Here is a 24,339-nt window from a genome sequence, read left to right as displayed (position 1 = left end):
TGCACGATGAAAGCCCAAGCCCGCCACATTCTGGTGAAAACCGCCGAAGAGGCCGAACAACTCAAACAGCGCATCGCCAAGGGCGAAGCGTTCGATGTCCTGGCGAAGAAATTCTCGACCTGCCCGTCCGGCAAACGCGGCGGCGATCTGGGTGAAGTGCGCCCGGGACAGATGGTCGGCGCGATTGACGCGGTGATCTTCAAGAAACCGCTGCGCACCGTGCATGGGCCGATCAAGAGCAAGTTTGGCTATCACCTGGTGCAGGTGTTTTATCGGGATTGATCGCTGCTCGCTGTAGGAGCTGACGAGTGCAACGAGGCTGCGATCTTTTGATCTTGCTTTTGCGGATCCAGATCAAAAGATCGCAGCCTTCGGCAGCGCCTACAGGAATTGCATTTCAAGTTCGGGGGATCAGCGCTCCGGGCACCTGTATCACCCGGCTGGCCAATTCATGCCCCGCCTGCGCCGCCTCTGCCGGACTGCCGCCGAGCAAGCGCCTGGCCAGGTACGCCGCGCTGAACGAATCCCCCGCCGCCGTGGTGTCGACCACCTTGTCGACCTTGTGCGCCGGCACTTCAAACGTCTCCCCCGCGCAACGAATCAGACACGCCTCGGCGCCACGCTTGAGTACCACCTCCGGTGTGCCGAACTGCGCGTAGGCGGCGAACACCTCTTGCGCATCGGCAAACCCGAACAACGCCTGTTCATCATCCACGGTCAGCAACGCCAGATCGACATAAGGCAGGACGCTGCGATACGCCGCCCGCGCCTCCTCCACCGAAGCCCACAGGCGTGGGCGATAGTTGTTGTCGAACACGATGCGCGCATCGCGCTGCCGCGCTTCGCTCAACGTCCTGATCAGTCGGGCGCGGCCTTGCATGCCGAGTACGGCGAGGGTGATGCCGCTGAAATACAGCACGTCGTAGTCCGGCAGGGCCGCGAGGATCGGCTCGGCCGCGGGCGTGGTAAAGCAATCGCGTACCGCCGCTTCGTTGCGCCAGTACAGAAATCGCCGCTCGCCGTTGGCATCGGTCTGGATGCAGTACAAACCGGGCAAACGGCCCGGCAAGCGCTGCACCCTGTCCAGGCCGATGCCCTCGCTGCGCCAGATCTGGCACATGGCGTCGCTGAAACTGTCATCGCCCAGCGCAGTGACGTAATCGACCTGCGCCTCGTCGCCCATGGCCCGGGACAGGTACACCGCGGTATTGAGGGTATCGCCACCAAAACTTTGCTGCAGACTCCCGTCGGCACGTTGTTGCAGTTCGATCATGCATTCGCCGATCAGGGCGATGCGCGGGGTGTTGCGGGGGATTTTCATCGGGTGGGATCTCTGGGGGTTCGGTGGTGGCTGTTCTGGTGCTATCGCGAGCAGGCTCACTCCTACAATTGAAATGCGTTCCAAATGTAGGAGTGAGCCTGCTCGCGATCAGCCGCCGCAACGCAATCTCAAGCCTTAGAAGCAAGTTTCCATGGTCTCGATGACCGCCAACTGATCATCCACCAGCAACCCAACACGCCATTTGTCGAACGTCAGGCACGGATGCGAAGTACCAAAGGAAATGATGTCGCCGACCCGCAGTTCTACACCCGGTGCCACGGTCATGAATGCATGCTGATCCATCACCGCCGTGACCTTGCACGCACCGACATCATCCCCCACCGCCGGCACCACGCCGGCCTTGTAGCGCAACTGCGGCACCGGCAGACCGGCATCGAATGCGACGTCACGCTTGCCCAGGGCGATCACCGCAAAACCCGGTTCCGGCAACGATTGCACATGAGCCCAGACTTCCAGCGCCGGGCGCAGGCCTTCGTGCAGATCGCTGCGACGCTCGAGCACGCAGCACTGCGCTTCTTTGTAGATGCCATGGTCGTGCGCCACGTAACTGCCCGGGCGCAACACGCTGAGGAAACGGCCAGCGGCGTTCTGCGTTTCGAAGGATTCGGCAATCAGGTCATACCAGGCCGAACCCGATGCGGTGATGATCGGTTTGGCGATTGCGAAAGCGCCGCTGTCCTGCAACTGCACGGCCAGGCGTACCAGCGACGCGGCAAATTCGCGAATGCCGCTGACCGCGTGATCGCCGTGGATCACGCCCTCATAACCTTCGATACCGGTCAGGGCCAGCGCCGGTTGCGCATCGATGGCCTTGGCCAGCTCGATGACTTCCTGCTCGCTGCGGCAACCGCAGCGCCCGCCGACCACGCCGTATTCGATCATCACGTTGAGCCTGACCCCACGGGACGCGAAGTAAGCCCCGAGGTCGGCGACGTTGTCCGGGTGATCGACCATGCAATGGAAATCGAACGTCGGATCAGCGAGCAGATCGGCAATCAACGCCATGTTCGGCGTGCCGACCAGTTGATTGGCCATCAACACCCGGCGCACGCCATGGGCGTAAGCGGCGCGGGTCTGGGTGGCGCTGGCGAGAGTGATGCCCCAGGCACCCGCGTCGAGCTGCCGCTTGAACAGCGCCGGGGTCATGCTGGTTTTGCCGTGGGGCGCGAGTTCGGCGCCGCTGTCGCTGACAAATTTCTGCATCCAGCGGATGTTGTGCTCCAGCGCCTCGCGGTGCAGCACCAGCGCGGGCAGGCTGACGTCGCGGGTCAGTTGCGCGCCAATCGCGGCGTCACCTTTGTCTACGGCAGAGTTGATGGCAGTGGTCATGGTCCAATCCTCGCAGTCGCGGCCGCAGGCAGCCGCGGTTATTCGTTGATACGCCGGGCGAGGCTGTTGGCGCTTTCAATCAGCACCCGGCGATAGTCGTTGTAGTTGTTTTTCGCATCGGCGCGCGGAGCGACGATGCACAGGGTACAAATCGCCACGCCCTGCGGGTCTTTGACCGGCGCGGCGAAGCAATGGGTGAAGGTGTCGGCGACGCTGTCGAAGGAGAAAAAGCCATCGATGCCGGCCTGACGAATCTCCGCCAGAAAGCGTTCCAGTGGCAGGCGCTCGCCGTCGGGCAGGATGTAGTCGTCCTCGTCGATCAGGTCGATGATCTGCTGATCGCTCAAGTGCGCGAGCAGCAGGCGCCCGGAGGCGGTCCACGGGATCGGCGCGTTTTCACCGATGTCGGAGGAGATGCGGAAATGCCGCTCACCCTCCTTCATCAACGCGACCGTATATTTGCGCCCGTTGAGCAGGCACATCTGCGCGGTTTCGCGGGTCTGGCTGACGATCTCCTGCAAGGCCTGATCGGCCTCGCGGCTGAGATCGAAATGACGCAGATGGGCCTGACCGAGGAAGTACAACTGGCGGCCTAGATAGACGTGGCCGTCCTTGCCCACCGGCTCCAGAATGCGCCGTTCCAGCAAGGAGGCGACCAGTTCGTAAACCGTGGATTTCGGGCTGCCGATGCCGTTGGCGATGTCGTTGGGGCGCAGAGGCTGGCCGACTTCCTTGAGAAAATCGAGGATATCGAACGCCCGGTCCAGACCGCGTGCCCGGCGCTTGATGGTGTCTTCGGTCATGTCATTACTCACTCGATATTCCCTGTAGGAGCTGCCGCAGGCTGCGATCTTTTGATCTTGCCTTTCTGGCGCATCCAAAAATGCCAAAAGATCGCAGCCTTCGGCAGCGCCTACAAGAGCCGCGGTGTATCAGGCCTTTTTCTTGTAGGCAATGCAGTCAATCTCAACCTTGCAATCCACCATCATGCTCGCCTGCACACAGGCGCGCGCCGGGGCGTGTTCGGGTTTGAAATACTCGGCGAAAACCTTGTTGAAGCTGCTGAAGTCCCGTGGATCGTCCAGCCACACACCGGCACGTACCACGTCCTCAAGGCCATAACCGGCCTCTTCGAGAATCGCGACCAGGTTCTTCATGGTCTGGTGGGTCTGCTCGACGATGCCGCCGACAATGATCTCGCCATCCACCGCCGGTACCTGACCGGACACGTGCAGCCAGCCATCCGCTTCGACAGCGCGGGCGAATGGACGAGGCTGGCCGCCGGCGGCGGTGCTGCCGGTGCCGTAACGCGTAATGCTCATGGGTGTTTCTCCTGATTGCAAAAGTACAGATTCAAAACCGCGTGCTCTTGAGAAATTCCGCCAGACGCGGCGATTGCGGGCGTTCGAACAGTTCCTTGGGAGGTCCCTGCTCCTCGATCCGCCCTTGATTCATGAAAACGATCTTGTCCGAGACCTCAAAGGCAAACCGCATTTCGTGGGTCACCAGCAACATGGTCATGCCGTCTTCGGCCAGCCCCTTGATAACGTTGAGCACCTCACCGACCAGCTCCGGGTCGAGGGCCGAAGTGACTTCGTCGAAGAGCATCAGGCTCGGGTTCATCGCAATCGCCCGGGCGATGGCCACCCGCTGTTGCTGGCCGCCGGACAACTGACCGGGAAAGTGATTGCGCCGCTCCAGCAGGCCGACACGCTCCAGCCATTTTTCGGCGAGCACCACGGCTTCATCCTTGTGCATCTTCTTCACCTTGAGCAGGCCCAACGTGACGTTCTGCAACGCGGTCAGGTGCGGAAACAGGTTGAACTGCTGGAAGGCCATGCCGGTCATCGCGCGATGGCGAGCAATGACTTTTTCAGGATGACGCACGCGTTTGCCGTTGACCTCGTCGTAACCGATGGACTCGCCGTCGAGCAGGATCTGCCCGCCCTGGAATTCCTCGAGCATGTTCACGCAACGCAGCAGCGTGGTCTTGCCCGAACCGCTGGAGCCGATCAGGGTGACGACGTTGCCGCGCTGCATGCTCAGGTCGACACCCTTGAGCACTTCCACCGCGCCGTACTGTTTGTGCAGGCCGCGAATGTCCAGCAGCGCCTGATCCTGTGAAGCAACTTGAGCTTGAGTCATGGCAGGGCCACCCGCTTTTCAATGTGCCGGCCGAGTAATTCGATGCCGTAGTTGATGACGAAGAACAGAAAACCGGCGAACAGGTAGAACTCCAGGGTCATGAAATTCCGGGCGATGATCTGTTGCGTGCTGAGCAGCAGTTCGGCGACGCCGATCACCGAAAGCAAAGTCGAGGCTTTGACGATTTCGGTGGACGAGTTGACCCAGGTCGGCAGGATCTGCCGCAATGCCTGAGGCAACAATACGTAGCCAAGGGATTGGTAGAACGTCAGGCCGATGGCTTTGCCCGCCTCCATCTGCCCGCGCGGTAAGGCTTGCAGCGCGCCGCGCACGATTTCGGCGACGTGGGAGCCGCAGAACAGCGTCAGGCCCAGGGCACCGGCCTGAAACGCGCTGATCTGCCCACCGAGCGCCGGCGCCATATAGAAGCAGGCCAGCACCAGCACGAACACTGGCGTACCGCGAATCAGATCGACGTAAACGCGGAACGGTGCGCGCATCCAGAACTTGCCATAAGTCAGCACCAGACCGGCAACCACACCGAGCAAAGTGCCCAGGACGATGGCCAGCGCCGAGACTTGCACACTGGTCAGAAAGCCCTGCCACAACGGCTCGCGGGCGAGCCACAATTCATGCAACCAACTGGGAGATTGGTACATCGCAGCCTCCTATCGACGGATCGCCAGACGCTGCTCGAGGTAACGCAGCAGCATGGCAATGAGGTAACAGGCCGCGACATACAACGCCGTGGTCACCAGCCAGGTTTCGATTACCCGGTAGCTTTCGACGTTGATCTTGCGCGCGTAATAGGTCAGCTCCGGCACTGCTATCGCAGCGGCCAGCGAAGTGTCCTTGAACAGCGAAATGAAGTTGTTCGAGAGCGCCGGCAAGACGTTGCGCAGCATCACCGGAACGGTGACGTAGGCCTTCACTTGCCACTCGCCGAGGCCGATCGCCAGGCCAGCTTCGCGCTGCCCTTTGGGGATGCTCAGCAAGCCGCCACGGAACACTTCGGTCAGGTATGCACCGGCATACAACGAGAGCGTGATGATGAACGAGGGAATCTTGTCCAGACGAATCCCGAGGCTCGGCAGTGCAAAGTAGATCAACAGAATCAACACCAGGATCGGCGTATTACGCACCACCGTGACGTACACCGAGGCCAGCACCCGCAAGGCGCGATGCTTCGACAGCAAGGCAAACGCCATCAGCAGGCCGATCACGCAGCCGATGGCGATCGACACCAGCGCCAACTGCAAGCCCAGACCGAGCCCCGCCAGCAAGGTGTCGAAATCGCGCCACACGGCGGCAAAGTTCAACTGATAGTTCATGGTCAGCAGTACCTTGAGCGGGGCGACGGTAACCGCCCCACTCTCACGGGATCATTTGAATTCGACTGGGAAACCGATGGCTGGAGATGGCAGGTCCACGCCGAACCATTGCTTGAATGATGCCGCGTAGGTCGGGAATTCAACGCCGGTCATGGCTTCATGCAGCGCGGTGTTGACGAAGTTCAGCCAGTCCTGATCGCCGCGCTTGACCGCACAGGCGTAAGTCTGCGGGCTCCAGGCATAGCTCGGGCTGCGGTAACGGCCAGGGTTCTGCACCATCAGGTATTTGACCGAAGACTGATCGGTGGCGGCGGCATCGGCACGGCCGGAGTTCACCGCCTGATACATCAGGTCAACGCTGTCGTACTGATCGACCTTGGCCTTGGGCAGCGCCTGATGCACCAATTCTTCGGCGTACACGTTCTGCAGCACCGCCACGGTGACGTCATCGCCTGCCGCTTGCAGGTCTTCGATTTCCTTGTACTTGCTGTTGTTCGGCAACAGCAGGCCGACACCTTCGCGGTAATACGGCAGGGTGAACGCCACTTGCTGCGCACGGCTGGCGGTGACGGTGATGAACTGGCAGCTCATGTCGACCTTGTCGGTCAGCAGATTGGGAATCCGCGCATCGGACGACTGCACCACGAACTCGACTTTGCTCGGGTCATTGAACAACCCCTTGGCCACCATCCTGGCGATGTCGATATCAAAACCCTGCAACTTGCCGTCCGCGCCTTGAAAGTGCCACGGCGCATTGGTGCTGCCGGTGCCTACGATCAACTTGCCACGGGCAAGAACACTGTCGAGCTTGCTGTCAGCCGCTTGGACCAGGCCGACGAGCGAAGAAGAAGCTGCAAGAACAAAAACACACGCTTTGAATAACGAAGGACGGCGATGCATGGCAAGCACTCCAGAATTGTGTTTATTCCGCTATACCGGAACACGGTTTGTTACTACGGAATAGACAGCAGAAAGTGTGCCACAGCCTCAGCGTAAAATGCGACAGCCGTGAAACTTGAAATGATTCAGTGCGTTAACGGACAGAGCGCATGCCCGCAAAGGGGCTGCCCCGAAAACCCGCGTCCCATAACTACCCAGTAGAGGGAAGTGACGTCACATTTGGGAGCACGTTGTGAGCGTTTATGAGGCGAGCGCAAACGCCAATTGAGATCAATTTGCGCGGATACCGTTTATCTGATTTAGCTGTCTACCTGTCAGAGTTGACAGTTGTGCGCGATGAACTCGGCAGGCTTACTGGATCAGCCCTTACGAGGGCGGCAGCGGCACTTATGACTCTCACTCAACAGGACTATTGACATGGCTAATCTGATCAAGAACGGCGACTTCTCTCAACAGGGCACGCATTGGGTGTCCAATCCATCTGACGTCAAGTTCGTGACCGGTCACTGCATCGTTGAAACTCCGCATTCCATTAGTCAGGAGGTCCTGACTGGGGAAGGCGGCGGAGGGACATTTATGTTATCGGCAAGGATGAAAACGCTGGCCGGATTTGCGGGTCGCATTACCGTGCAGCCTGTTCCGACTGGCGAGCCGGTTTACCTCAACGTCGCAGGTGGTCAGGACTGGACAGTCAAATCCGAAAAATTCACGACGCAGATTTCGACTTTGAAGTTCACTGTCAAACTGGAATCCAATGACGGGACTAACGGTGAATATGGTTCCTACTTCGGTGACGTAACTCTTTCCAAGCTGCTCTGACGCATAGTTGTAAAAAAGAGTTGCCAGTCATCAGGGGCAACTCGTTTTTTCCACGAGCACGTAACCGTTTCACTCGAAAAAAGGATCATTCGATGAGTTCCAGAGCACCGATGGCAGTCCTGCCAGATACGTACCGCGAAGCCCTGAAAACCTGGCGCCCGGTCATTCTTTATTTCGCCAATGAACACTGCCCCGCCTGCGAATGGGCAGGGCCGATCTTTCGGCAGATTGCCGAGCCTTACCGGCTGCGCGCCAACATCTATATGCTCAACACCAGCCAATCGCCTCGCCATCCGAACGTGACCGGCACGCCTACAGTGCTGTTCTACAAAAACGGCAGGTTGCTCAAAAAGCTCAAAGGCATTGGGACGGAAGAAACTCTCGCGCGGGATTTTGCCGTGCATATCGGCAAGACCAAAGCGCCCGTTGCCGCGCGCAAACGAACGCATGATCTGGCTTGGTTACGCCGAACACTCCGTACTTTGCGTACAGTCCCACTTGCTCGCCTGCGCCGGATGTTCTGAACGAGCCTCACCAGAGATGTGAAGTGCATGCCAAATCGCCTTCGCGAGCAGGCTCGCTCCCACATCGAACCGCGTTGCAATGTGGGAGCGAGCCTGCTCGCGAAAAGGCCGGCACAGCTGGTAAAAAAAGCGCGAGTATTACGCGGCAGCTCTCTCCAGCAACACCCGCGTCACCCGCCGTTCCTCAACCGCTTTGACGGTCAGTTGCCAGCCTTCGTATTCCAGTCGGTCGCCCATCATCGGCAAGCGATCCAGAAGACTCATGACCAACCCCGCCATGGTCTGATAGTCCTCGGTGGGCTCAGCGCCGAAGCCGGTGCGCTGGCGCACTCGTGCCAAGGGCAGCGCACCACTGACGAGGAATCCACCACGCTCTTCGACCACGTCCGGGCCTTCGATTTCGCTGGCATCGGGTAACTCGCCGGCGATCGACTCGAGGATATCGGTCATGGTCAGCACGCCGACAAAATCACCGAACTCGTTGACCACGAAAGCAATGTGCGTCGAGGCCGCGCGCATTTGCTCCAGCGCATTGAGGATCGAATAACTTTCGAGCAGATTGAGGGTCTTGCGGGCCAGATGCTCAAGGTTCGGCTCGTTGCCGGCCAGATACTCCTTGAGCAGTTCCTTCTTGTGTACGAAGCCCAACGGCTCATCCACGGCGCCATCGCGAATCAACGGCAAGCGCGAGTAGGACGAATGCATCAACTTCGTACGAATGGTCTCGGCATCATCGGCCAGGTCGATCAGGTCGACATCGGCGCGCACCGTCATCAGCTGGCGAATCGGCCGTTCCGCCAGTTGCAGTACGCCGCTGATCATCACCCGCTCACGGCGGTCGAACAGCTCGGCAACCGGCGCTTCACCGTTGTCGAGCAAATCGGAAATCTCCTCACCGACCTCCTCCACTGCGAGTTTGCGCCCGCCGAGCAAGCGCATTACCGCATGCGCAGTGCGCTCGCGCAGCGGACGCAAGCCCTGCATTGAGCGTTTGCGGCGTGCCCGGGCGATCTGGTTGAACACTTCGATGAGGATCGAGAACCCGATCGCCGCATACAGATAACCTTTCGGGATGTGGAAACCCAGACCTTCTGCAGTCAGTGCAAAACCGATCATCATCAGGAAGCCCAGACACAGCATGATCACGGTCGGGTGCGCGTTGACGAAACGGGTCAGCGGTTTGCTGGCGACGATCATCAGGCCGATGGAGATGATCACCGCGATCATCATCACCGCCAGTTCATCGACCATGCCCACGGCGGTAATCACCGCGTCGAGCGAGAACACCGCGTCGAGCACCACGATTTGCGCCACGATCGGCCAGAACAGCGCATAGGCGGTGTTGGTCGAGCGCTCGCCGACGTGGCCTTCGAGGCGTTCGTGCAACTCCATGGTGGCCTTGAACAACAGGAACACACCACCGAACAGCATGATCAGGTCACGCCCGGAGAAGCTCTTGTCGAACACCTCGAACAACGGCTGCGTCAGCGTGACCAGCCAGGAAATACTCGCCAACAGGCCCAGGCGCATGATCAGCGCCAGCGACAGGCCGATGATGCGCGCGCGATCACGCTGATGCGGCGGCAGTTTGTCGGCCAGGATTGCGATGAACACCAGGTTGTCGATACCCAGCACCAGTTCCAGCACGATCAGAGTCAACAGGCCTAACCAGGCCGTGGGATCCGCTAACCATTCCATAAAACGTCTCGATCTCTCTTCAGTGAATTCAGGCTGCCGGACACGGCGAAGTGCAACGCGAAGGCTCAAGAGCCGCGTTAACAACCATAGTCGGGAGTCGGAAGACGGGATGCTGCGAATGGATCAAGACCGCACGAAGGCGTGCTGGAGAGTGCTGACTGGGAGGCTCCGAGAGGGTGTTCATGTAAATCCTGAATGAAAAATGGCCTTGGAGCGTACAGGGTCGAAGGGTCCGCTCCACAGCGGCAAATCATTTCAAAATCTGTACAGCCTGGAGAGATGGGTTGACTGTGTTGGCCCCATCGCGAGCCGGCTCACGCCTACAGGGGAACGCATTCCAAATGTAGGAGTGAGCCTGCTCGCGATGAGGCCCGAGCAAACACGGAAAGTTTCAGAGGGAAACCGGCTCATCGATATGCCGATACTGCGCTTGCAGCGCTGTCGCCAGTTCCTTCGCCCGGCCCAGTCGAATCGGCCCGCGCTCGATGTCGATCAGCAGTGCCGGACACGCCAACGCTGGCAGCGCCGACAGGTCTTTCACCCGACCATCGGTCAGGATCAGACAGCGCTGCATTTCAGTGGGAAAGCGCTTGCGCCGCACCGTCAGCCATTGCTGCGCCTGCTCCAGTGCCGCAAGCAGCGGCGTGCCGCCACCAGCGCCCAAACCGTCGAGCCAGAGACGCAGGCCACTGGATGCCTTCAAACCTTGCACCTGCCACTTCGGCGCGGCACCACTGGCCGTCAGCAAGGCCAGCCGCGCCCGCTGGCGGTAGGCATCGTCGAACAATTGCGCGAGCAGGCCTTTGGCGTCGCTCAAGGCCTGATGGCGACGCGTCGAGGCCGACGCATCGACGATCACCAACCAGACTTCGTGGGGTGAACGGGTACGCTGCTGAAACAGCAGATCAGCGCGGTTCCGAGGGCGGCCATTGAGCAGCGTGCCCGGCCAGTTCACCGAACCGCTGCTGGCGCTCTGCCGTTGGCCCTGGCGACCATTGGCAAGTCGTCCGGCGCGGGGTCTGGCATTCGCCCCCGCGTCGGATCGGGGGCGAATGCCTAGGGCTTTTTTGCCTGCGGCGGCCAGCTCGGGACTTCGCGACGGGCGCCGGCAAGTTGCGCGGTGGCCGGCATTTCGCCCCATTGGCCCTGCCCTTCGCCGGGTTTGCTCTCTGCACCTGACGGCGGTGCCGCAGGCGACTCAGCGTTGGCCGAAGGTTGTTCGCGACGGCGATGGCGCAAGGCAAATTCGGCCACGGCATCGATGTCCTGCTCGGCAATCGCATCCGCGCCACGCCACGCGGCATGGGCGCGGGCCGCGCGCAACCACACCAGATCGGCGCGCAAGCCATCGACGCCTGCAGCGAAAGAACGCTCGGTAATCAGCGCCAATGCTGCATCGTCCAGAGGGATTTCCACCAACAGCTTCCGGGCGCTTTCACAGCGCGAACGCAAGGCGTGTTGCTCGGTTTCCCACTGCGCGCAGAACGCCTGCGGATCGCTGTCGAAATCCAGCCGTCGGCGAATGATCTGCCCGCGCTCGGTCGGCGCGGTATGGCCGCTGAGGGCGACATTCAAGCCGAACCGATCGAGCAATTGCGGGCGCAACTCGCCCTCTTCCGGGTTCATGGTGCCGATCAGGACGAATTTCGCCGAATGTCGATGGGAAATGCCGTCGCGCTCGATCAGGTTGGTGCCACTGGCGGCGACATCGAGCAGCAGGTCCACCAGGTGATCGGGCAGCAGATTGACTTCATCGACGTACAGCACGCCACCGTCGGCCTTGGCCAGCACCCCCGGGGAAAACTGCGCGCGACCGTCGCTCAGGGCGGCGTCAAGATCAAGCGTGCCGACCAGACGCTCTTCGGTAGCACCCAGCGGCAAGGTGACGAATTGGCCGCTGGCGAGCAGATCCGCCAAGCCCCGGGCCAGTGTCGACTTGGCCATGCCACGCGGACCTTCGATCAGCACGCCACCGATTTTCGGGTCGATGGCCGTCAGGCACAGGGCGAGTTTCAGGTCATCGGCGCCGACCACGGCGGAGAGCGGGAAATGCGGGGTGTCGGTCATCAGGTTTTCTCTTTCGTGGTCGTGAGTGGTCTTGAAATTGAGGTGTGGCAGTTGTTGCCCTCACCCTAGCCCTCTCCCAGAGGGAGAGGGAACTCGAAAGGCCGTGTTGGTCTTTCGAGTTCCGTCGACCTGATGCATCGGTGCGACACACATTTCGACAGCGCTAAATATCGGCTCCCTCTCCCTGCGGGAGAGGGCTGGGGTGAGGGTAGCTCTGAGCGGTTACATGTCTTCCTCTATATCCAAGAGCAAATTCTCTAACGCTTCTTTATAAGCCCCCGGCTCCTGCCACATCCCCCGCTGCTGCGCCTCGAGCATGCGCTCGGTCATGTCGCGCAGCGCGTGGGGATTATGCTCACGGACAAAATCCCGCGTCGCCGGATCGAGCAAATACGCATCCGCCAGCAACGCGTATTGATGATCATCAATCAACTGCGTGGTCGCATCGAAGGCGAACAGATTATCAACGGTCGCAGCGAGTTCGAACGCGCCTTTATAGCCGTGACGCTTGACCCCGTCGATCCACTTCGGATTCGCTGCCCGCGAGCGCACTACGCGGTTCAGCTCTTCCTTCAAGGTACGGATCTTCGGCAGATCCGGCTGACTGTGATCGCCGTGATAGCTGGCCGCCGCCTCGCCGCGCAGGCTTTCCACGGCAGCGAGCATGCCGCCCTGAAACTGGTAATAATCGTTGGAATCGAGCAGGTCATGCTCGCGGTTGTCCTGGTTTTGCAGGACTGCCTGCACCTGGCTCAGGCGCTGACTGAATTGCGCACGTGCGGCCGTGCCCTCGTCCGCGCCGCCGTAAGCATAGGCGCCCCAGTTCAGGTAAACCTCGGCGAGGTCTTCGCGGGTCTGCCACAGCCGCCCGTCGATCGCGCCTTGCACACCGGCGCCATAAGCCCCCGGCTTGGCGCCGAAGATCCGCCAGCCGGCCTGACGCCGCGCGGTGTCTTCATCGACGCCCGATTCCAACAGAACCTGGCGCTCGGCACGCACTTTGGCGGCCAGTGGATTCAAGTCGTCCGGTTCGTCTAGCGCGGCCACCGCTTGCACGGCGGCGTCGAACAGGCGGATCAGATTGGCGAACGCATCACGGAAAAAGCCCGAGACCCGCAGCGTCACGTCGACTCGCGGACGATCAAGCAGACTCAGCGGCAGAATCTCGAAATCATCCACGCGCTGGCTGCCCGTGGCCCAGACCGGACGCACGCCCATCAGCGCCATGGCCTGAGCAATGTCATCGCCGCCGGTGCGCATGGTCGCGGTGCCCCAGACGGACAGGCCGAGCTGGCGCAAATGATCGCCGTGATCCTGCAGATGCCGTTCGAGAATCAGCGTGGCGGATTGGAAGCCGATGCGCCACGCGGTGGTCGTCGGCAGATTTCGCACGTCCACCGAGTAGAAGTTGCGCCCGGTGGGCAGCACGTCGAGGCGGCCACGGCTGGGTGCACCGCTGGGGCCGGCCGGGACGAAACGACCGCTGAGGGCGTCGAGCAGACCGCGCATTTCCGCCGGGCCGCAAGCGTCGAGGCGCGGGGCGACGACTTCGCGCAGGGACTGGATGATTGCATTTACATCAGACCACCCCGATCCCTGTAGGAGCGAGCCTGCTCGCGATAGCGGTGTGTCATTCAACACTGAATTGCCTGATCCGCCGCCATCGCGAGCAGGCTCACTCCTACAGGGGGATTGCAGTGTCTGGGAGATCAGGTCGGTGGCAAACAGTTCGAGGCGTTCGCGGGTGTCGCCGGCGGTGCGCCACAGTTCATCGCTGACGGCCTGCAACTCGCTCGGTCGCGGGCCGTTCCACGGATCGGCCAATGTGCAATCCAGCGGATCGAGGCCCAATTCAAACGCCTTGGCCAAGGCCCGCAACAGGCTCGACTGCGCGCCCTTGCCGTCACCGCGCGGAATCCGCAGCAACGCCAGTAACGTGTCAATGCGCAAGCGACCGCTCGGCGACTCACCGAAGATGTGCAAGCCATCGCGAATCTGCGATTCCTTCAAATCGCACAGATAAGTGTCCAGACGTGGCAGCCAGATCGCCGCATCGGCATCGCTGTCGAGCGCAGCATCCAGCTGCAATTCGCGGTCGATTTGCGTGTCACGCACCAGTTGCAGAATGTCGCGCTGAAGCTCACGGGCGCGGCGCGGATCGAGCAGTTGCGCCTCGTAATATTCGTCGGCGAGCAACTCCAGATTGCGCAGCGGCCCATAGGTTTCGGCGCGGGTCAGCGGCGGCATCAAATGGTCGATGATCACCGCTTGCGTGCGCCGTTTGGCCTGGGCGCCCTCGCCCGGGTCGTTGACGATAAACGGATAGATATTCGGCAACGGCCCGAGCAGTGCGTCCGGCCAGCAATTCTCTGATAGACCGACGCCTTTGCCCGGCAGCCATTCAAGGTTGCCGTGCTTGCCGACATGGATTACGCCGTGAGCGCCGTAGGTGTTGCGCAACCAGAAATAGAACGCCAGATAGCCGTGCGGCGGCACCAGGTCCGGGTCGTGATACACCGCGCTCGGATCGACCTGATACCCGCGCGCCGGTTGAATGCCGACGAAGGTCAGAGCGAACCGCAGGCCGGCGATCATCAGGCGCCCGTCGCGGCACATCGGATCGTTGTGTGGCGATCCCCACCGCTCGAGCACCGCAGCGCGATTCGCTTCCGGCAGCGCGTTGAACATCGCCAGGTAATCGTCCATCGCCAGGCTTTGCTGGCATGGGCGCAGGTCAAGGCTGTCGAGGTCATTGCTGACCCCGCCGAGCAGTTGCTGAATCAGCTCGGTGCCGCTGTCGGGCAACTCGGCAGTGACCGGATAACCGTGTTCGCGCAGTGCGCGCAGGATGTTCAGCGCCGCTGCCGGCGTATCGAGGCCGACACCGTTGCCGATGCGGCCGTCGCGGGTCGGGTAGTTGGCGAGGATCAGCGCGATGCGTTTCTCGCCGTTGGGCACGCGCGCCAGATCGATCCAGCGCCGCGCCAGTTCGGCGACGAAATCCATGCGCTCGGGCTGGGCGCGGTAGCAGACCACATCGGACTGACTGCGCTCGCTGCGCCAGGCCAGATCCTTGAAGCTGATCGGCCGACTGATGATGCGCCCGTCGAGCTCCGGCAAGGCAATGTGCATCGCCAGATCGCGCGGCCCGAGGCCCTGTTCGCTGTCGCGCCAGCCGGGCTCGTTGTCCTGGGCGCAGATTGCCTGGATCACCGGAATGTTGCGGCGAAACGGGCGCAGATGCGGCGCTTCGGGGCTGGATTGGGCAAAACCGGTGGTGTTGAGAATCACCCCGGCCTCGACCTCATCCAGCCACTCCTCGACCACCGACAGGCAGCCCGGTTCTTTCAGACTGGCCACCGCGATCGGCAGCGGATTGAGCCCGGCCGCCTGCAAACGCTGACAGAACACATCGATGAACGCGGTGTTCGCCGCTTGCAAGTGCGAGCGATAAAACAACAGCGCCGCCACTGGTTGAGCAGGCAGCCACTCGGCTTGCCAGTCGCTCAGGGCAGCGTTGTTTTTCTGTGGGTGATAAATCGCCGTTCGCGGCAGGGTCTGCGGTTCGCTCCACGGGTAATCGCGGGCGAACCATTGATTGCCCAGGCACCGGAAGAAATCCAGCGCATTGCCCAGGCCGCCCTGACGCAGGAATTGCCAGAGGCGATCCCGTGCTTCGGCGCTGACCGTGCTCAAGTCGCTGAGCTCGGGGTCCGGGCGGTCGTCGCCGGGCACCAGAATCAGTTGCACGCCGCGCTCGGACAGTTCGATCAGCCGCTCGACACCATAGCGCCAATAGGCGATGCCGCCGTGCAGCGAGATCAGAATGACCTTGGCGTGGCGCAGCACTTCGTCCACGTACAGATCGACCGACGCGTGATTCTGCACCTGCATCGGGTTGGCCAGACGCAGGCTCGGATAATCCTCCGGCAATTGCTGCGCAGCTTCGGCGAGCAGCGCCAGGCTGGAATCGCCGCTGCACAGGATTACCAGCTCGGCCGGGGTTTGTCCGAGGTCGGCAATGTTGTCATCCGAGACGAATCCGCCGGGCTGGGTCCTGAGCAGGTGCATGAGTTAAACGCTGAGCGCAGCGCGCAATTGCGCTTCGAGCTGCGCAGCATCGAGTTCCTGACCGATCAGCACCAGGCGCGTGACGCGGGCTTCTTCGGCGCCCCACTGGCGGTCGAAATGCTTGTCGAAACGCGTGCCTACGCCCTGGATCAACAGGCGCATCGGCTTGTTCGGAATTGCCGCGAAACCTTTCACGCGCAGGATGCCGTGTTGCACCACCAGTTGCGTCAACGCATCGAGCAGCAGGCTCTCATCAGCTTGCGGCAGTTCGATGGAGATCGAATCGAAGGCGTCATGATCGTGGTCGTCGTCATCACCGTCGTGGTGGTGATCGTGGTGGCTATGGCGGCTGTCGATGTGCTCCTCGGAACCGGCACCGAGGCCGATCAGCACGTCGAGTGGCAGGCGACCGTTGCTGGCTTCGATGATTTTTACTGCTGGCGGCAGTTCTTCGGCGACTTCAGCGCGTACCCGAGCCAGATCTTCCGGGCTGGTCTGATCGACCTTGTTGAGGATGACCAGATCGGCGCTGGCCAGTTGATCGGCGAACAGCTCGTGCAGCGGCGATTCATGGTCGAGATTCGGATCGAGCTTGCGCTGGGCGTCGACCTGATCCGGGAACGCGGCAAAGGTGCCAGCGGCCACGGCCGGGCTGTCGACCACGGTGATCACCGCGTCGACGGTGCAGGCGCTGCGGATTTCCGGCCACTGGAAGGCTTGCACCAACGGCTTGGGCAGGGCCAGGCCGGAGGTTTCGATGAGGATGTGATCGAGGTCACCTCGGCGGGCAACCAGTTCACGCATTACCGGGAAGAACTCTTCCTGCACCGTGCAGCACAGGCAGCCATTGGCCAATTCGTACACCCGGCCGCTGGCCTCTTCTTCGGTGCAGCCGATGGTGCATTGCTTGAGGATTTCCCCGTCGATGCCCAGCTCGCCAAACTCATTGACGATCACCGCGATGCGCCGGCCCTGAGCGTTGTCGAGCATATGGCGCAGCAGCGTGGTTTTGCCCGAACCGAGGAAACCGGTGACGATGGTGACGGGAAGTTTGGCCAGTGTTTTCATCGGTATGCCCTTTGGCAAGCGGCGGGCATACGGGACGAGAACCGGCAGCGCGCGTGCGCGTCGGAAGCATTCGCCACCGGATCACCCCGCCCGGTTGTAGTGAGAATCTGTGACGAGGCAGGTCTCCTGGCTGACGGTGTTCAGGCGCCGGGCCTGGCATTCGTTGCGCCTTCCCGCTGGCTTGAGCCTGCAGTGGCGTGGCAACGAACATCACCGTTCACAGTTGCGGGGGCAGCCGCGGCTTCGACCGCGTTCCCTTCTTAGCTTCGGCAAGTGCCGAAGAACCTCGAAAGCGCAAGGCTACGCATGCCCGGGAGGCGGGTCAACAGCTGCAACGTCGCCGCTATATGAACATGAATCTTTCATATATAAGCCGCGATCAGTTCTCATTTAAAAATTTGTCTGTAAGTTATTTCCTACATATATGGATGCACGCATTAAAACCCAACTCGCGCTAGAGCGTGAATTAGAGCCATTAAACAACCGCATTACATTTCTTTACAAAAACCAAATTGATAATTTGAAACAGGATATGAACTATAAATATTCATACGGACTATGAATCACACCTAAAAGGATTTTCTGCATGCCTGATTTTCGTCAGCGTTCAATCCTGTTTTTTCATAACCAGACTGTAAGCGAGTCAGCAACGTGAGCGCTGGCAATGCATTACGGCAATCAGGCCAAGCCGTATTAAAACAACTTTCCGAATTACTGGGTAATTGCCACTACGCGCACAGTTACGATTATCCATTGGCAGAACTTGCATCGCTCGGTCAGGACGCGTTCCGCGACTTCAATGCGACCTGGGAGCGTTTGTGCGCCGATGCGTACTTAAGCTCGGAGAACGGTAGCCGCGAGCGGCGCATCTGCAAGTTCGAATATCGCCACCGCGAAGGCCAGTGGACGCCGTTGCCCGACTGCCACTTTTTTCAGACCGAAGCGCACAATCCGCTGCTGGGCGGCGTCCAGCGCACTTATCAGCGCAGCGAAGCGACGTTTATCGAGTCCGCAGTATTGCGCTCGTTGCTGGCCGCCGACCTGGCGCTGATGGAGTTGACGGTCGGCCGGCGTGACTGGCTAGTGACCTGCCATCAGTTCCGCATCCTGTGCGATCCAGGCCATAGCGGGCACGCCACGCCCGAGGGCCGGCATCGTGATGGGCATGATTTTGTTTTTCAACACCTGATCAATCGCCAGCATGTCATTGGCGGCGAGAGCCGGATATTCCATGACGATAGCGGCTGTGTGTTCAGCGCAACGCTTACGGATTATCTGGAAACTATCGTGTTGAATGACCGGATACTTATGCACGATGTTTCTCCATTGCAAACATCAGGCATTAATTCCGATCGCGGCAGCCGCGACATGTTGATCATTGACTTCGACCTGGCGGACTACTAATGAATCATTCAAATCATGCACTTCCCATCGCCCTGCCTGGCACCCATGATTTTATTCTGAAGCAGTTCCAGCAAGCCTGTTCGCGGCGAACTTCCACACTGTCGTTGACGGCCAATGAAAACATCCTGTCAGACACTGCGCGCACGCTCGGGCAAAACCGGCACTACGAGCGCTATCTGTTCAACGCCAAGGCCATTGACGGGCAGCGCTACGCCGCCGAATTCAACGGTATGCAGATCGAACACTTTCCTGAAGTCGAGACATTGAAGGCATTGGCGACGCAAGCTGTGCAGGCGATGTTCAACGCGCCATTTGTTGAATATCGCGTACTCTCCGGCGTCCATTGCACCCTGAGCGTATTGGCCGCCCTGACCGAACCGGGGAATACCATTGTGTCGCTGGCGCCCGAGAGCGGCGGCCATTTTGCCACTGGACCACTGGTACGACGAATCGGCAGACACAGCGTTTATTGCAGGCTGACAACAGACGGACAAATCGATCTCGAGCATTTCCAGCAGGTCGTTCAGTCACTCGCTGCGCCCCCCTCGGCGGTGCTGATCGATCATGGCCTGACCATCCGCGCCATCGCCATCAGACCGTTGCGCGCATTGCTCGACCACTGCGGCCTCGAGCGAACCCTGATTCTCTATGACGCCTCGCACACTTTGGGACTGATCGCAGGTCAGGCATTCCCGAATCCGCTCGACGACGGTGCCGACATCCTGCAAGGCAACACCCACAAATCCATGGCCGGTCCGCACCGGGCGCTGATCGTCACCCGCCGCGCCGACCTGGCCCGGTCGATCGAGCAGACGCTCAGCGGCGGCCTGGTGTCGTCGCCCAATCTGCCCGGTTTGCTGCAACTGTTCGTCACCCTCATGGAAACCGAGTGTTTCGGCCAGGCCTACGCTCGACGCATGTGCGCCAATAGCCAGCAACTGCACGACGCGCTGGTCGACATTCCAGGCTGGAAACTGCACCCCACCGACACGCACTTGCTGCTGCTGGAAGGCGAACAGGCGAGGCGCGCGGCGCAGCAGCTCAACGAGCTGGGCATCCGGGTCAACAACAAACAAGTGAACGGTCGGGATTGCCTGCGCTTCGGACTTCAGGAAATCACCCGCCTGGGCATCACCACAGAGGATCTAGAGGCGTTGGCGCAGATTATCCGTAACGTCCTCAATGGCGGTGCAAACGGCGTCGACCGGATCCGTTTGGCGCATATTTGCCAGCGCCTGAACCAGGTTCACTACAGCTTCGATCAGGAGACATGCCAATGAGCGCGTCAGCCTGCCTGATTCTTGGCAACGTCCGCGATGGCGAATACGAGGGCCTGCTGGCCGAGGGCATCACGCCCCTGCTGATTGCCGACAGCCGCAAAACCAGCAAGATCGCCGACGCGAAGCGGATTTCGCCGGTCGCGCTGTACGACTTTTCCAAAGGACTGACGGCCGAACTGATCGAACTGACGCAACAGTTGCTCAACCAGCACCGTTTCACCAGCGTGCTGAACTTCCGTGAGAGCTACGTCGCCATCTCGGCGCAGCTGTGCGCGGCAATTCCGGCACTGGCTCATCTGCACCGCAACGTCGAAAACACCCTCGACAAGGTGCTGCAGCGGCAACGTTTCCTGCGATCGGACAACCCTGATCTGCACGTGGTGTCACGTGAAGTGCGCATCGACGATCTGCTGGCACGCCCGGCTGAACTGCCCTACCCGTTCATTCTCAAACCGGCCAGCCTCTACAGCAGTCTGTTCGTGCGCTGCATCCATGACCGGCAGGAGCTGCTCGATTACGCGACCCATGAATGGCCAATGCTGCAGCGGTATGTCGCCGGCAAAACCCGCGAGAGCGATCAGTTGCTGCTGGAGGAATTCCTTCAGGGGTCCAACCACTCCATTGATTGCGCGATTGAACCGGACGGCACGATCCACAGTTTTGCCATTGTCGATGTCATCGCCGGTATCGATATCGGTCGCGGTGACTTCCACCACTTCGCCCGTTACACGCCTTCGACACTTGCAGCCGATGCGCATCTGCACGAGCGCTGCCAGCGCCTGGCCCACGATGCGGTCAAAGCCCTTGAGCTCAAGGGCACCTTTGCCCATGTCGAATTCATTCTCACCGCCAACGGCCCGCGAATCCTCGAAGTCGGCGCACGCCCGGGCGGCAGCCGGATTCACGTCATCCGCCAAGCCTGGGACCTGGCACTGGATGTCTGCTACCACCGGGCGCTCAGCGCACAACCGCTGCCTTCGGCCAGTCAGACGCCAACACCGTTCGGCATCGCCACACCCTTTGCCCGTTCCGACCGTCTCTTTGACGGCCTGCACCACGCCGAACGCATTAGCGCGGTGCCGGGTTTTCAGCGCTGGTACGCCTACGTGAATCCGGGAGAGGCCATCGGCCCGGTCAGCAACGGGTTTCAAAACTATCTTTACCTCGAATTCAGGCAGCCCGACACCGCAAGCCTGCGCCAGTCACTGCTGGCGGTCGCGGACATCGATGTCTATGGCGAAAACGCCAGGGCAGCGGATACCAGACATGTTCTGGTGATCGGCGGGCGCGATTCGGGACTGGATTGGGACATGGCGCGACAGCTGCGCTTTACCCTCGTGCAACAGCCAGCTGATGTCACGGATTACCAGCGTCAGCAGGCAACGCTGGTGCTGACGGCGGATATCGCCGACCTGTCGGCCTACCGCGAAACGATCGAGCGGCTGCACCAGCAACGCCCCTTCGACGCCGTCGTATCGTTCTCGGAACTGGGTTTGTTGCCCGCCTCGCAACTGGGTGAACAACTGGGTATCAGCCACAACAGCCTGCGCAGCGTCGAAGTCAGCCGCGACAAGTTGCGCTTCCGCCAGTTGCTCCAGGGCAGCCGCTACGAGTTGCCGGCTGGCGCGGTCAACAGTGTCGAGGACGTTCGCGCCTTCGTGCTTCGCCACGGCCCGGCCATTGTCAAACCCGTCGATGGCTCAGGCAGCCTGGGCGTCTACGCCATCGACACGGCGGAAGATGCCGAAGGCCTGGCGCTCGCAGGTCGTAATCTGATCGAAGCGTTCGCCCGGGGTGACGAATACAGCGTCGAGTCCCTGAGCCTGGACGGACGCCATCAGATTCTCGGCATCACCCGCAAACACACCAGTGGCGCGCCGGGTTACGTCGAAACCGGGCATGATTTTCCCGCCGCACTCGACAGCGCCAGTCGCGCCCGGATCGAAGACGCAGTGCTGTGGCTGCTCGAACGCATGGGCAATCGTTGGGGGCCGGCGCATACCGAGATCAAACTCGACGGTTCACGCCTGCATTTCATCGAAACGCAGACTCGCTTCGGCGGTGACCAGATCTGGGAAATGGTCTGGAAAACCACAGGCGTGCACCTCGCCGCCAGCACTATCGCCGGCATGACCGGTATTGCGCTGCCGGCGCCTGCAAAACAGTTCGTGAAAATGGCCATCCGCTACATCGAAGCAGACCCTGCAACCGATCCGCAGCCACTCAAGGCCCGTCTCCTGCAACAGCCGTTCGCACTGCGCGCGAGTCTCAATCAGGACAGGTTCGGCCGTCCGATCCGCCGCTCCGCCGATCGCCACGGTTACGTGTTGCTGGCCTGCAGTGACGCGGATGACCCGGCGCTTTTCAATGCCGCGATTTCCAACCCTCCCTTCACTATCCAAGGACAGGTGCAATGACCAAAGACCAGACGCTGTACTACATCGATGGACCGATCAGCCGCGACTTTCCGCTGATCTCGTTTTCCACCAACGTATACGACAACCCGGCCGACATTCTTGGTTCGATCACCGATCTGGCCCGGTACTTCAATGCGGTGGAGTTCGAAATCGGCGAGGATGCCGAACAGGTGTTCTGGTCGCTGGACACCGGTCAACGTGCCGAGCTGGCAGGCCAGATCCGCGACTTTACCCATCGACACGGCATCACGCTTACGGTGCATGCCGGGTGGTGGGGGCGTCAGTACAACCTGTGTTCTGCGGATCAGGCTGAGCGTGCACAGGCCGTGGATTGTCTCAGCGCGGCCGTGGAGTTCTCCCGTACCGCCGGCGCTACCAGCGTGACGTTCCATCCTGGCTACAAGGACCAACTGGACAATGGTGAACTGCTGGACAACCTGATCGCCGCGATCAATCAGGTCAAGGCCCGTTGCAATACCACCGGCATCGCTCTGTGCCTGGAAAACATGGGTGGCCAGCGTCCGAAGTTCCCGGTATTCACGGTCGAGGAACACCTGCGGTTCCATCGCGAAACGGGTTGCTTCGTGACCATCGACGTAACACACCTCTGTTCGCTGATGCCCTACGGCGACGATTTGTTCGCAGCCATCGCCGCACTGGCGCCGGTTACCCGCCACCTGCACATCGCTGACCTCAATGGCACGCATCATCAGCACCTGCCGATCGGCGAAGGCGATCTGCGTCTGAGCGACGTGCTCAATCGTTTCGCGGTCAATGGTTATCGGGGCGTGGCGGTGGTGGAGGAATTCATCCCGCGCTTTTCCACCGAGTATTACCTGGAGAAGGCCCTGGCCTACAAACAGGGCGTAGAGACCCTACTTGCCGACGCGCGACAGAACACCCATGCCGGCTGAATCGAGTCTGGCGAAGCCTGCGGTACACAGCGAGATAGCGACCGGCATCCGCGACGCGCTGCCTTTCGTGTTCTCGCTCTTGCTGACCTTCACCCTGATCGGCATGCTCGGGCGTCGTCATGGCCTGGAGTTGCCGGCCATGGTGGTGTTCAGCGGCACGGTGATGGCCTCGCCGTTGCAACTGACGCTGCTGGAGACGCCCGCGCATCTGCTCAATGCCTTTGGCGTGCTGGTCTCGGCGCTGAGTATCAATTTGCGTTTTCTGGTATTCACCTTGAGCTTGAAATCCAGCCTTGATGGCCCGGTCAAAGCGTTCATCCCGGCGCTGGCGGTGATGGCCAATGCAGCCTTTACGCTGATGTCGATTCGCAAGGAGCAGCAACCGCTCAGCCGCCGCTACGCCAACACCGTGTGTTTTTTACTGTATGCCGCCGCTCTGCTTGGCACCGTGGCCGGCTATTGCTTCGCCAGCCTGGCCGACAATGCCTTGATGGATCACGCCAGCGTGGTGATCGCGATCTTCCTCAGTGCTTCGCTGGGCAAGATGGCCCGCGACCGTCAGAGCTTCCATGGGCAATGGATTGCCGGACTGGCCAGCGCCGCGAGCCTGTTGTGGCTGGGCGAGATCAGCCTGTTGCTGGTGCTCGCGGTGACGGTCCTGACGAGTTATGCCTATGACCGACCCTAGTACGTTCTGGCTGTACGTGGCGATCTGCGCACTGGTGTCGGCGATCTGCCGCTTGCTGCCCCTGGCAGTCAATGTCGAACGACTGTCGGGCGGCGCCCGCACCTTTATCGATCGATTGGGCAAATACACTTCGGTGGCGATGCTGGTGAGTCTGCTGGCCGGATCGCTTGATCCCCTGGTCAGACAGCACGCGGAGAACATGCCGTGGGTGGCGCCAGTGGCGCTGGCCTGGTTGCTGAGCCTGACGCGAATCAAGTCCTACTATGCGTTTCTGATCGCTTTGGCGTTATACGTGCTGCTCGCAATGCGCTAGCGGTCGATTGACGGCCATCGCCGCCCATG

22 protein-coding genes and 1 riboswitch are annotated in these 24,339 nt (G+C 60.8%); of the genes, 9 read left to right on the top strand and 13 right to left on the bottom strand.

Annotated features, from left to right (window positions below):
- Positions 1 to 6 precede the first annotated feature (6 nt).
- Entirely contained in the window at positions 7 to 282 is a 276-nt protein-coding gene (locus LIS66_RS12335) for a peptidylprolyl isomerase (RefSeq protein WP_007912322.1), read from the top strand.
- A 115-nt stretch (positions 283 to 397) separates the two neighbouring features.
- On the opposite strand, the gene LIS66_RS12330 is transcribed toward LIS66_RS12335, so the two are convergent.
- The 8 genes from LIS66_RS12330 to LIS66_RS12295 form a co-directional block, all read right to left on the bottom strand.
- Positions 398 to 1,321 carry a sugar kinase gene (locus LIS66_RS12330; protein WP_064361768.1) on the bottom strand — a complete coding sequence of 308 codons (924 nt, stop codon included), beginning with the start codon at positions 1,319 to 1,321 and terminating at the stop codon, positions 398 to 400.
- A gap of 135 nt (positions 1,322 to 1,456) precedes the next feature.
- Complete coding sequence (locus tag LIS66_RS12325) at positions 1,457 to 2,671, bottom strand: amino acid deaminase (protein ID WP_227974400.1); 1,215 nt, start codon at positions 2,669 to 2,671, stop codon at positions 1,457 to 1,459.
- A gap of 38 nt (positions 2,672 to 2,709) precedes the next feature.
- The gene (locus LIS66_RS12320) at positions 2,710 to 3,474 is read right to left on the bottom strand and encodes an IclR family transcriptional regulator (protein ID WP_065617205.1); all 765 of its coding nucleotides are present in this window, start codon (positions 3,472 to 3,474) and stop codon (positions 2,710 to 2,712) included.
- 129 nt (positions 3,475 to 3,603) lie between these two features.
- Entirely contained in the window at positions 3,604 to 3,993 is a 390-nt protein-coding gene (locus LIS66_RS12315; protein WP_042610358.1) for a RidA family protein, read from the bottom strand.
- Positions 3,994 to 4,024: 31 nt separating this feature from the next.
- Positions 4,025 to 4,816 (bottom strand): amino acid ABC transporter ATP-binding protein, encoded by a 792-nt coding sequence (locus LIS66_RS12310; RefSeq protein ID WP_227974399.1) that lies wholly within the window; start codon positions 4,814 to 4,816, stop codon positions 4,025 to 4,027.
- Complete coding sequence (locus tag LIS66_RS12305; RefSeq protein WP_227974398.1) at positions 4,813 to 5,475, bottom strand: amino acid ABC transporter permease; 663 nt, start codon at positions 5,473 to 5,475, stop codon at positions 4,813 to 4,815. Before LIS66_RS12305 ends, LIS66_RS12310 begins: the two co-directional genes overlap by 4 nt.
- Before the next feature lie 9 nt (positions 5,476 to 5,484).
- A complete protein-coding gene (locus LIS66_RS12300) occupies positions 5,485 to 6,147 on the bottom strand; it encodes an amino acid ABC transporter permease (RefSeq protein ID WP_024012746.1) in 663 nt (220 codons plus the stop codon).
- Positions 6,148 to 6,198: 51 nt separating this feature from the next.
- Positions 6,199 to 7,047 (bottom strand): transporter substrate-binding domain-containing protein, encoded by an 849-nt coding sequence (locus LIS66_RS12295; protein WP_064361771.1) that lies wholly within the window; start codon positions 7,045 to 7,047, stop codon positions 6,199 to 6,201.
- Between the two features lie 417 nt (positions 7,048 to 7,464).
- Here LIS66_RS12295 and LIS66_RS12290 point away from each other — a divergent pair, with 417 nt between their 5' ends.
- Entirely contained in the window at positions 7,465 to 7,866 is a 402-nt protein-coding gene (locus LIS66_RS12290) for a hypothetical protein (RefSeq protein ID WP_227974397.1), read from the top strand.
- Between the two features lie 92 nt (positions 7,867 to 7,958).
- Positions 7,959 to 8,390, top strand: a complete 432-nt coding sequence (locus LIS66_RS12285; RefSeq protein WP_227974396.1) for a thioredoxin family protein — start codon at positions 7,959 to 7,961, stop codon at positions 8,388 to 8,390.
- 138 nt (positions 8,391 to 8,528) lie between these two features.
- On the opposite strand, the gene LIS66_RS12280 is transcribed toward LIS66_RS12285, so the two are convergent.
- The 5 genes from LIS66_RS12280 to cobW form a co-directional block, all read right to left on the bottom strand.
- Positions 8,529 to 10,088, bottom strand: a complete 1,560-nt coding sequence (locus LIS66_RS12280; RefSeq protein ID WP_064361773.1) for a TerC family protein — start codon at positions 10,086 to 10,088, stop codon at positions 8,529 to 8,531.
- A gap of 391 nt (positions 10,089 to 10,479) precedes the next feature.
- On the bottom strand, positions 10,480 to 11,229 hold the full coding sequence (locus tag LIS66_RS12275; protein WP_227974395.1) for a vWA domain-containing protein: 750 nt from the start codon (positions 11,227 to 11,229) through the stop codon (positions 10,480 to 10,482).
- Positions 11,145 to 12,155: an ATP-binding protein gene (locus tag LIS66_RS12270; RefSeq protein ID WP_227974394.1), complete on the bottom strand. Its 1,011-nt coding sequence runs from the start codon at positions 12,153 to 12,155 to the stop codon at positions 11,145 to 11,147. The genes LIS66_RS12275 and LIS66_RS12270 overlap by 85 nt, the downstream gene beginning before the upstream one ends.
- A gap of 222 nt (positions 12,156 to 12,377) precedes the next feature.
- The gene (gene cobN / locus LIS66_RS12265) at positions 12,378 to 16,226 is read right to left on the bottom strand and encodes a cobaltochelatase subunit CobN (protein ID WP_227974393.1); all 3,849 of its coding nucleotides are present in this window, start codon (positions 16,224 to 16,226) and stop codon (positions 12,378 to 12,380) included.
- A 3-nt stretch (positions 16,227 to 16,229) separates the two neighbouring features.
- The gene (cobW, locus tag LIS66_RS12260) at positions 16,230 to 17,294 is read right to left on the bottom strand and encodes a cobalamin biosynthesis protein CobW (RefSeq protein WP_227974392.1); all 1,065 of its coding nucleotides are present in this window, start codon (positions 17,292 to 17,294) and stop codon (positions 16,230 to 16,232) included.
- 98 nt (positions 17,295 to 17,392) lie between these two features.
- Positions 17,393 to 17,598, bottom strand: a riboswitch (cobalamin riboswitch).
- 347 nt (positions 17,599 to 17,945) lie between these two features.
- Between cobW and LIS66_RS12255 the strand changes: the two genes are divergently transcribed.
- The 6 genes from LIS66_RS12255 to LIS66_RS12230 are packed head-to-tail and all read left to right on the top strand — an operon-like array spanning position 17,946 to position 24,310.
- On the top strand, positions 17,946 to 18,698 hold the full coding sequence (locus LIS66_RS12255) for a 2OG-Fe dioxygenase family protein (RefSeq protein WP_227974391.1): 753 nt from the start codon (positions 17,946 to 17,948) through the stop codon (positions 18,696 to 18,698).
- Entirely contained in the window at positions 18,698 to 19,978 is a 1,281-nt protein-coding gene (locus LIS66_RS12250) for a hypothetical protein (RefSeq protein WP_227974390.1), read from the top strand. The genes LIS66_RS12255 and LIS66_RS12250 overlap by 1 nt, the downstream gene beginning before the upstream one ends.
- Positions 19,975 to 22,395 carry an ATP-grasp domain-containing protein gene (locus tag LIS66_RS12245; protein ID WP_227974389.1) on the top strand — a complete coding sequence of 807 codons (2,421 nt, stop codon included), beginning with the start codon at positions 19,975 to 19,977 and terminating at the stop codon, positions 22,393 to 22,395. Before LIS66_RS12250 ends, LIS66_RS12245 begins: the two co-directional genes overlap by 4 nt.
- Entirely contained in the window at positions 22,392 to 23,309 is a 918-nt protein-coding gene (locus LIS66_RS12240; RefSeq protein WP_227974388.1) for a sugar phosphate isomerase/epimerase family protein, read from the top strand. The genes LIS66_RS12245 and LIS66_RS12240 overlap by 4 nt, the downstream gene beginning before the upstream one ends.
- Entirely contained in the window at positions 23,299 to 23,997 is a 699-nt protein-coding gene (locus LIS66_RS12235) for an AzlC family ABC transporter permease (RefSeq protein WP_042610344.1), read from the top strand. Before LIS66_RS12240 ends, LIS66_RS12235 begins: the two co-directional genes overlap by 11 nt.
- Positions 23,984 to 24,310 carry a hypothetical protein gene (locus tag LIS66_RS12230; protein ID WP_227974387.1) on the top strand — a complete coding sequence of 109 codons (327 nt, stop codon included), beginning with the start codon at positions 23,984 to 23,986 and terminating at the stop codon, positions 24,308 to 24,310. Before LIS66_RS12235 ends, LIS66_RS12230 begins: the two co-directional genes overlap by 14 nt.
- Positions 24,311 to 24,339: the final 29 nt, after the last annotated feature.

It is taken from the genome of Pseudomonas sp. HN2, assembly GCF_020736465.1.
Lineage (GTDB): Bacteria > Pseudomonadota > Gammaproteobacteria > Pseudomonadales > Pseudomonadaceae > Aquipseudomonas > Aquipseudomonas moraviensis_A.
The sequence above is the reverse complement of the archived record's forward strand: the minus strand, read 5'-3'. Positions and strand labels throughout refer to the sequence as shown.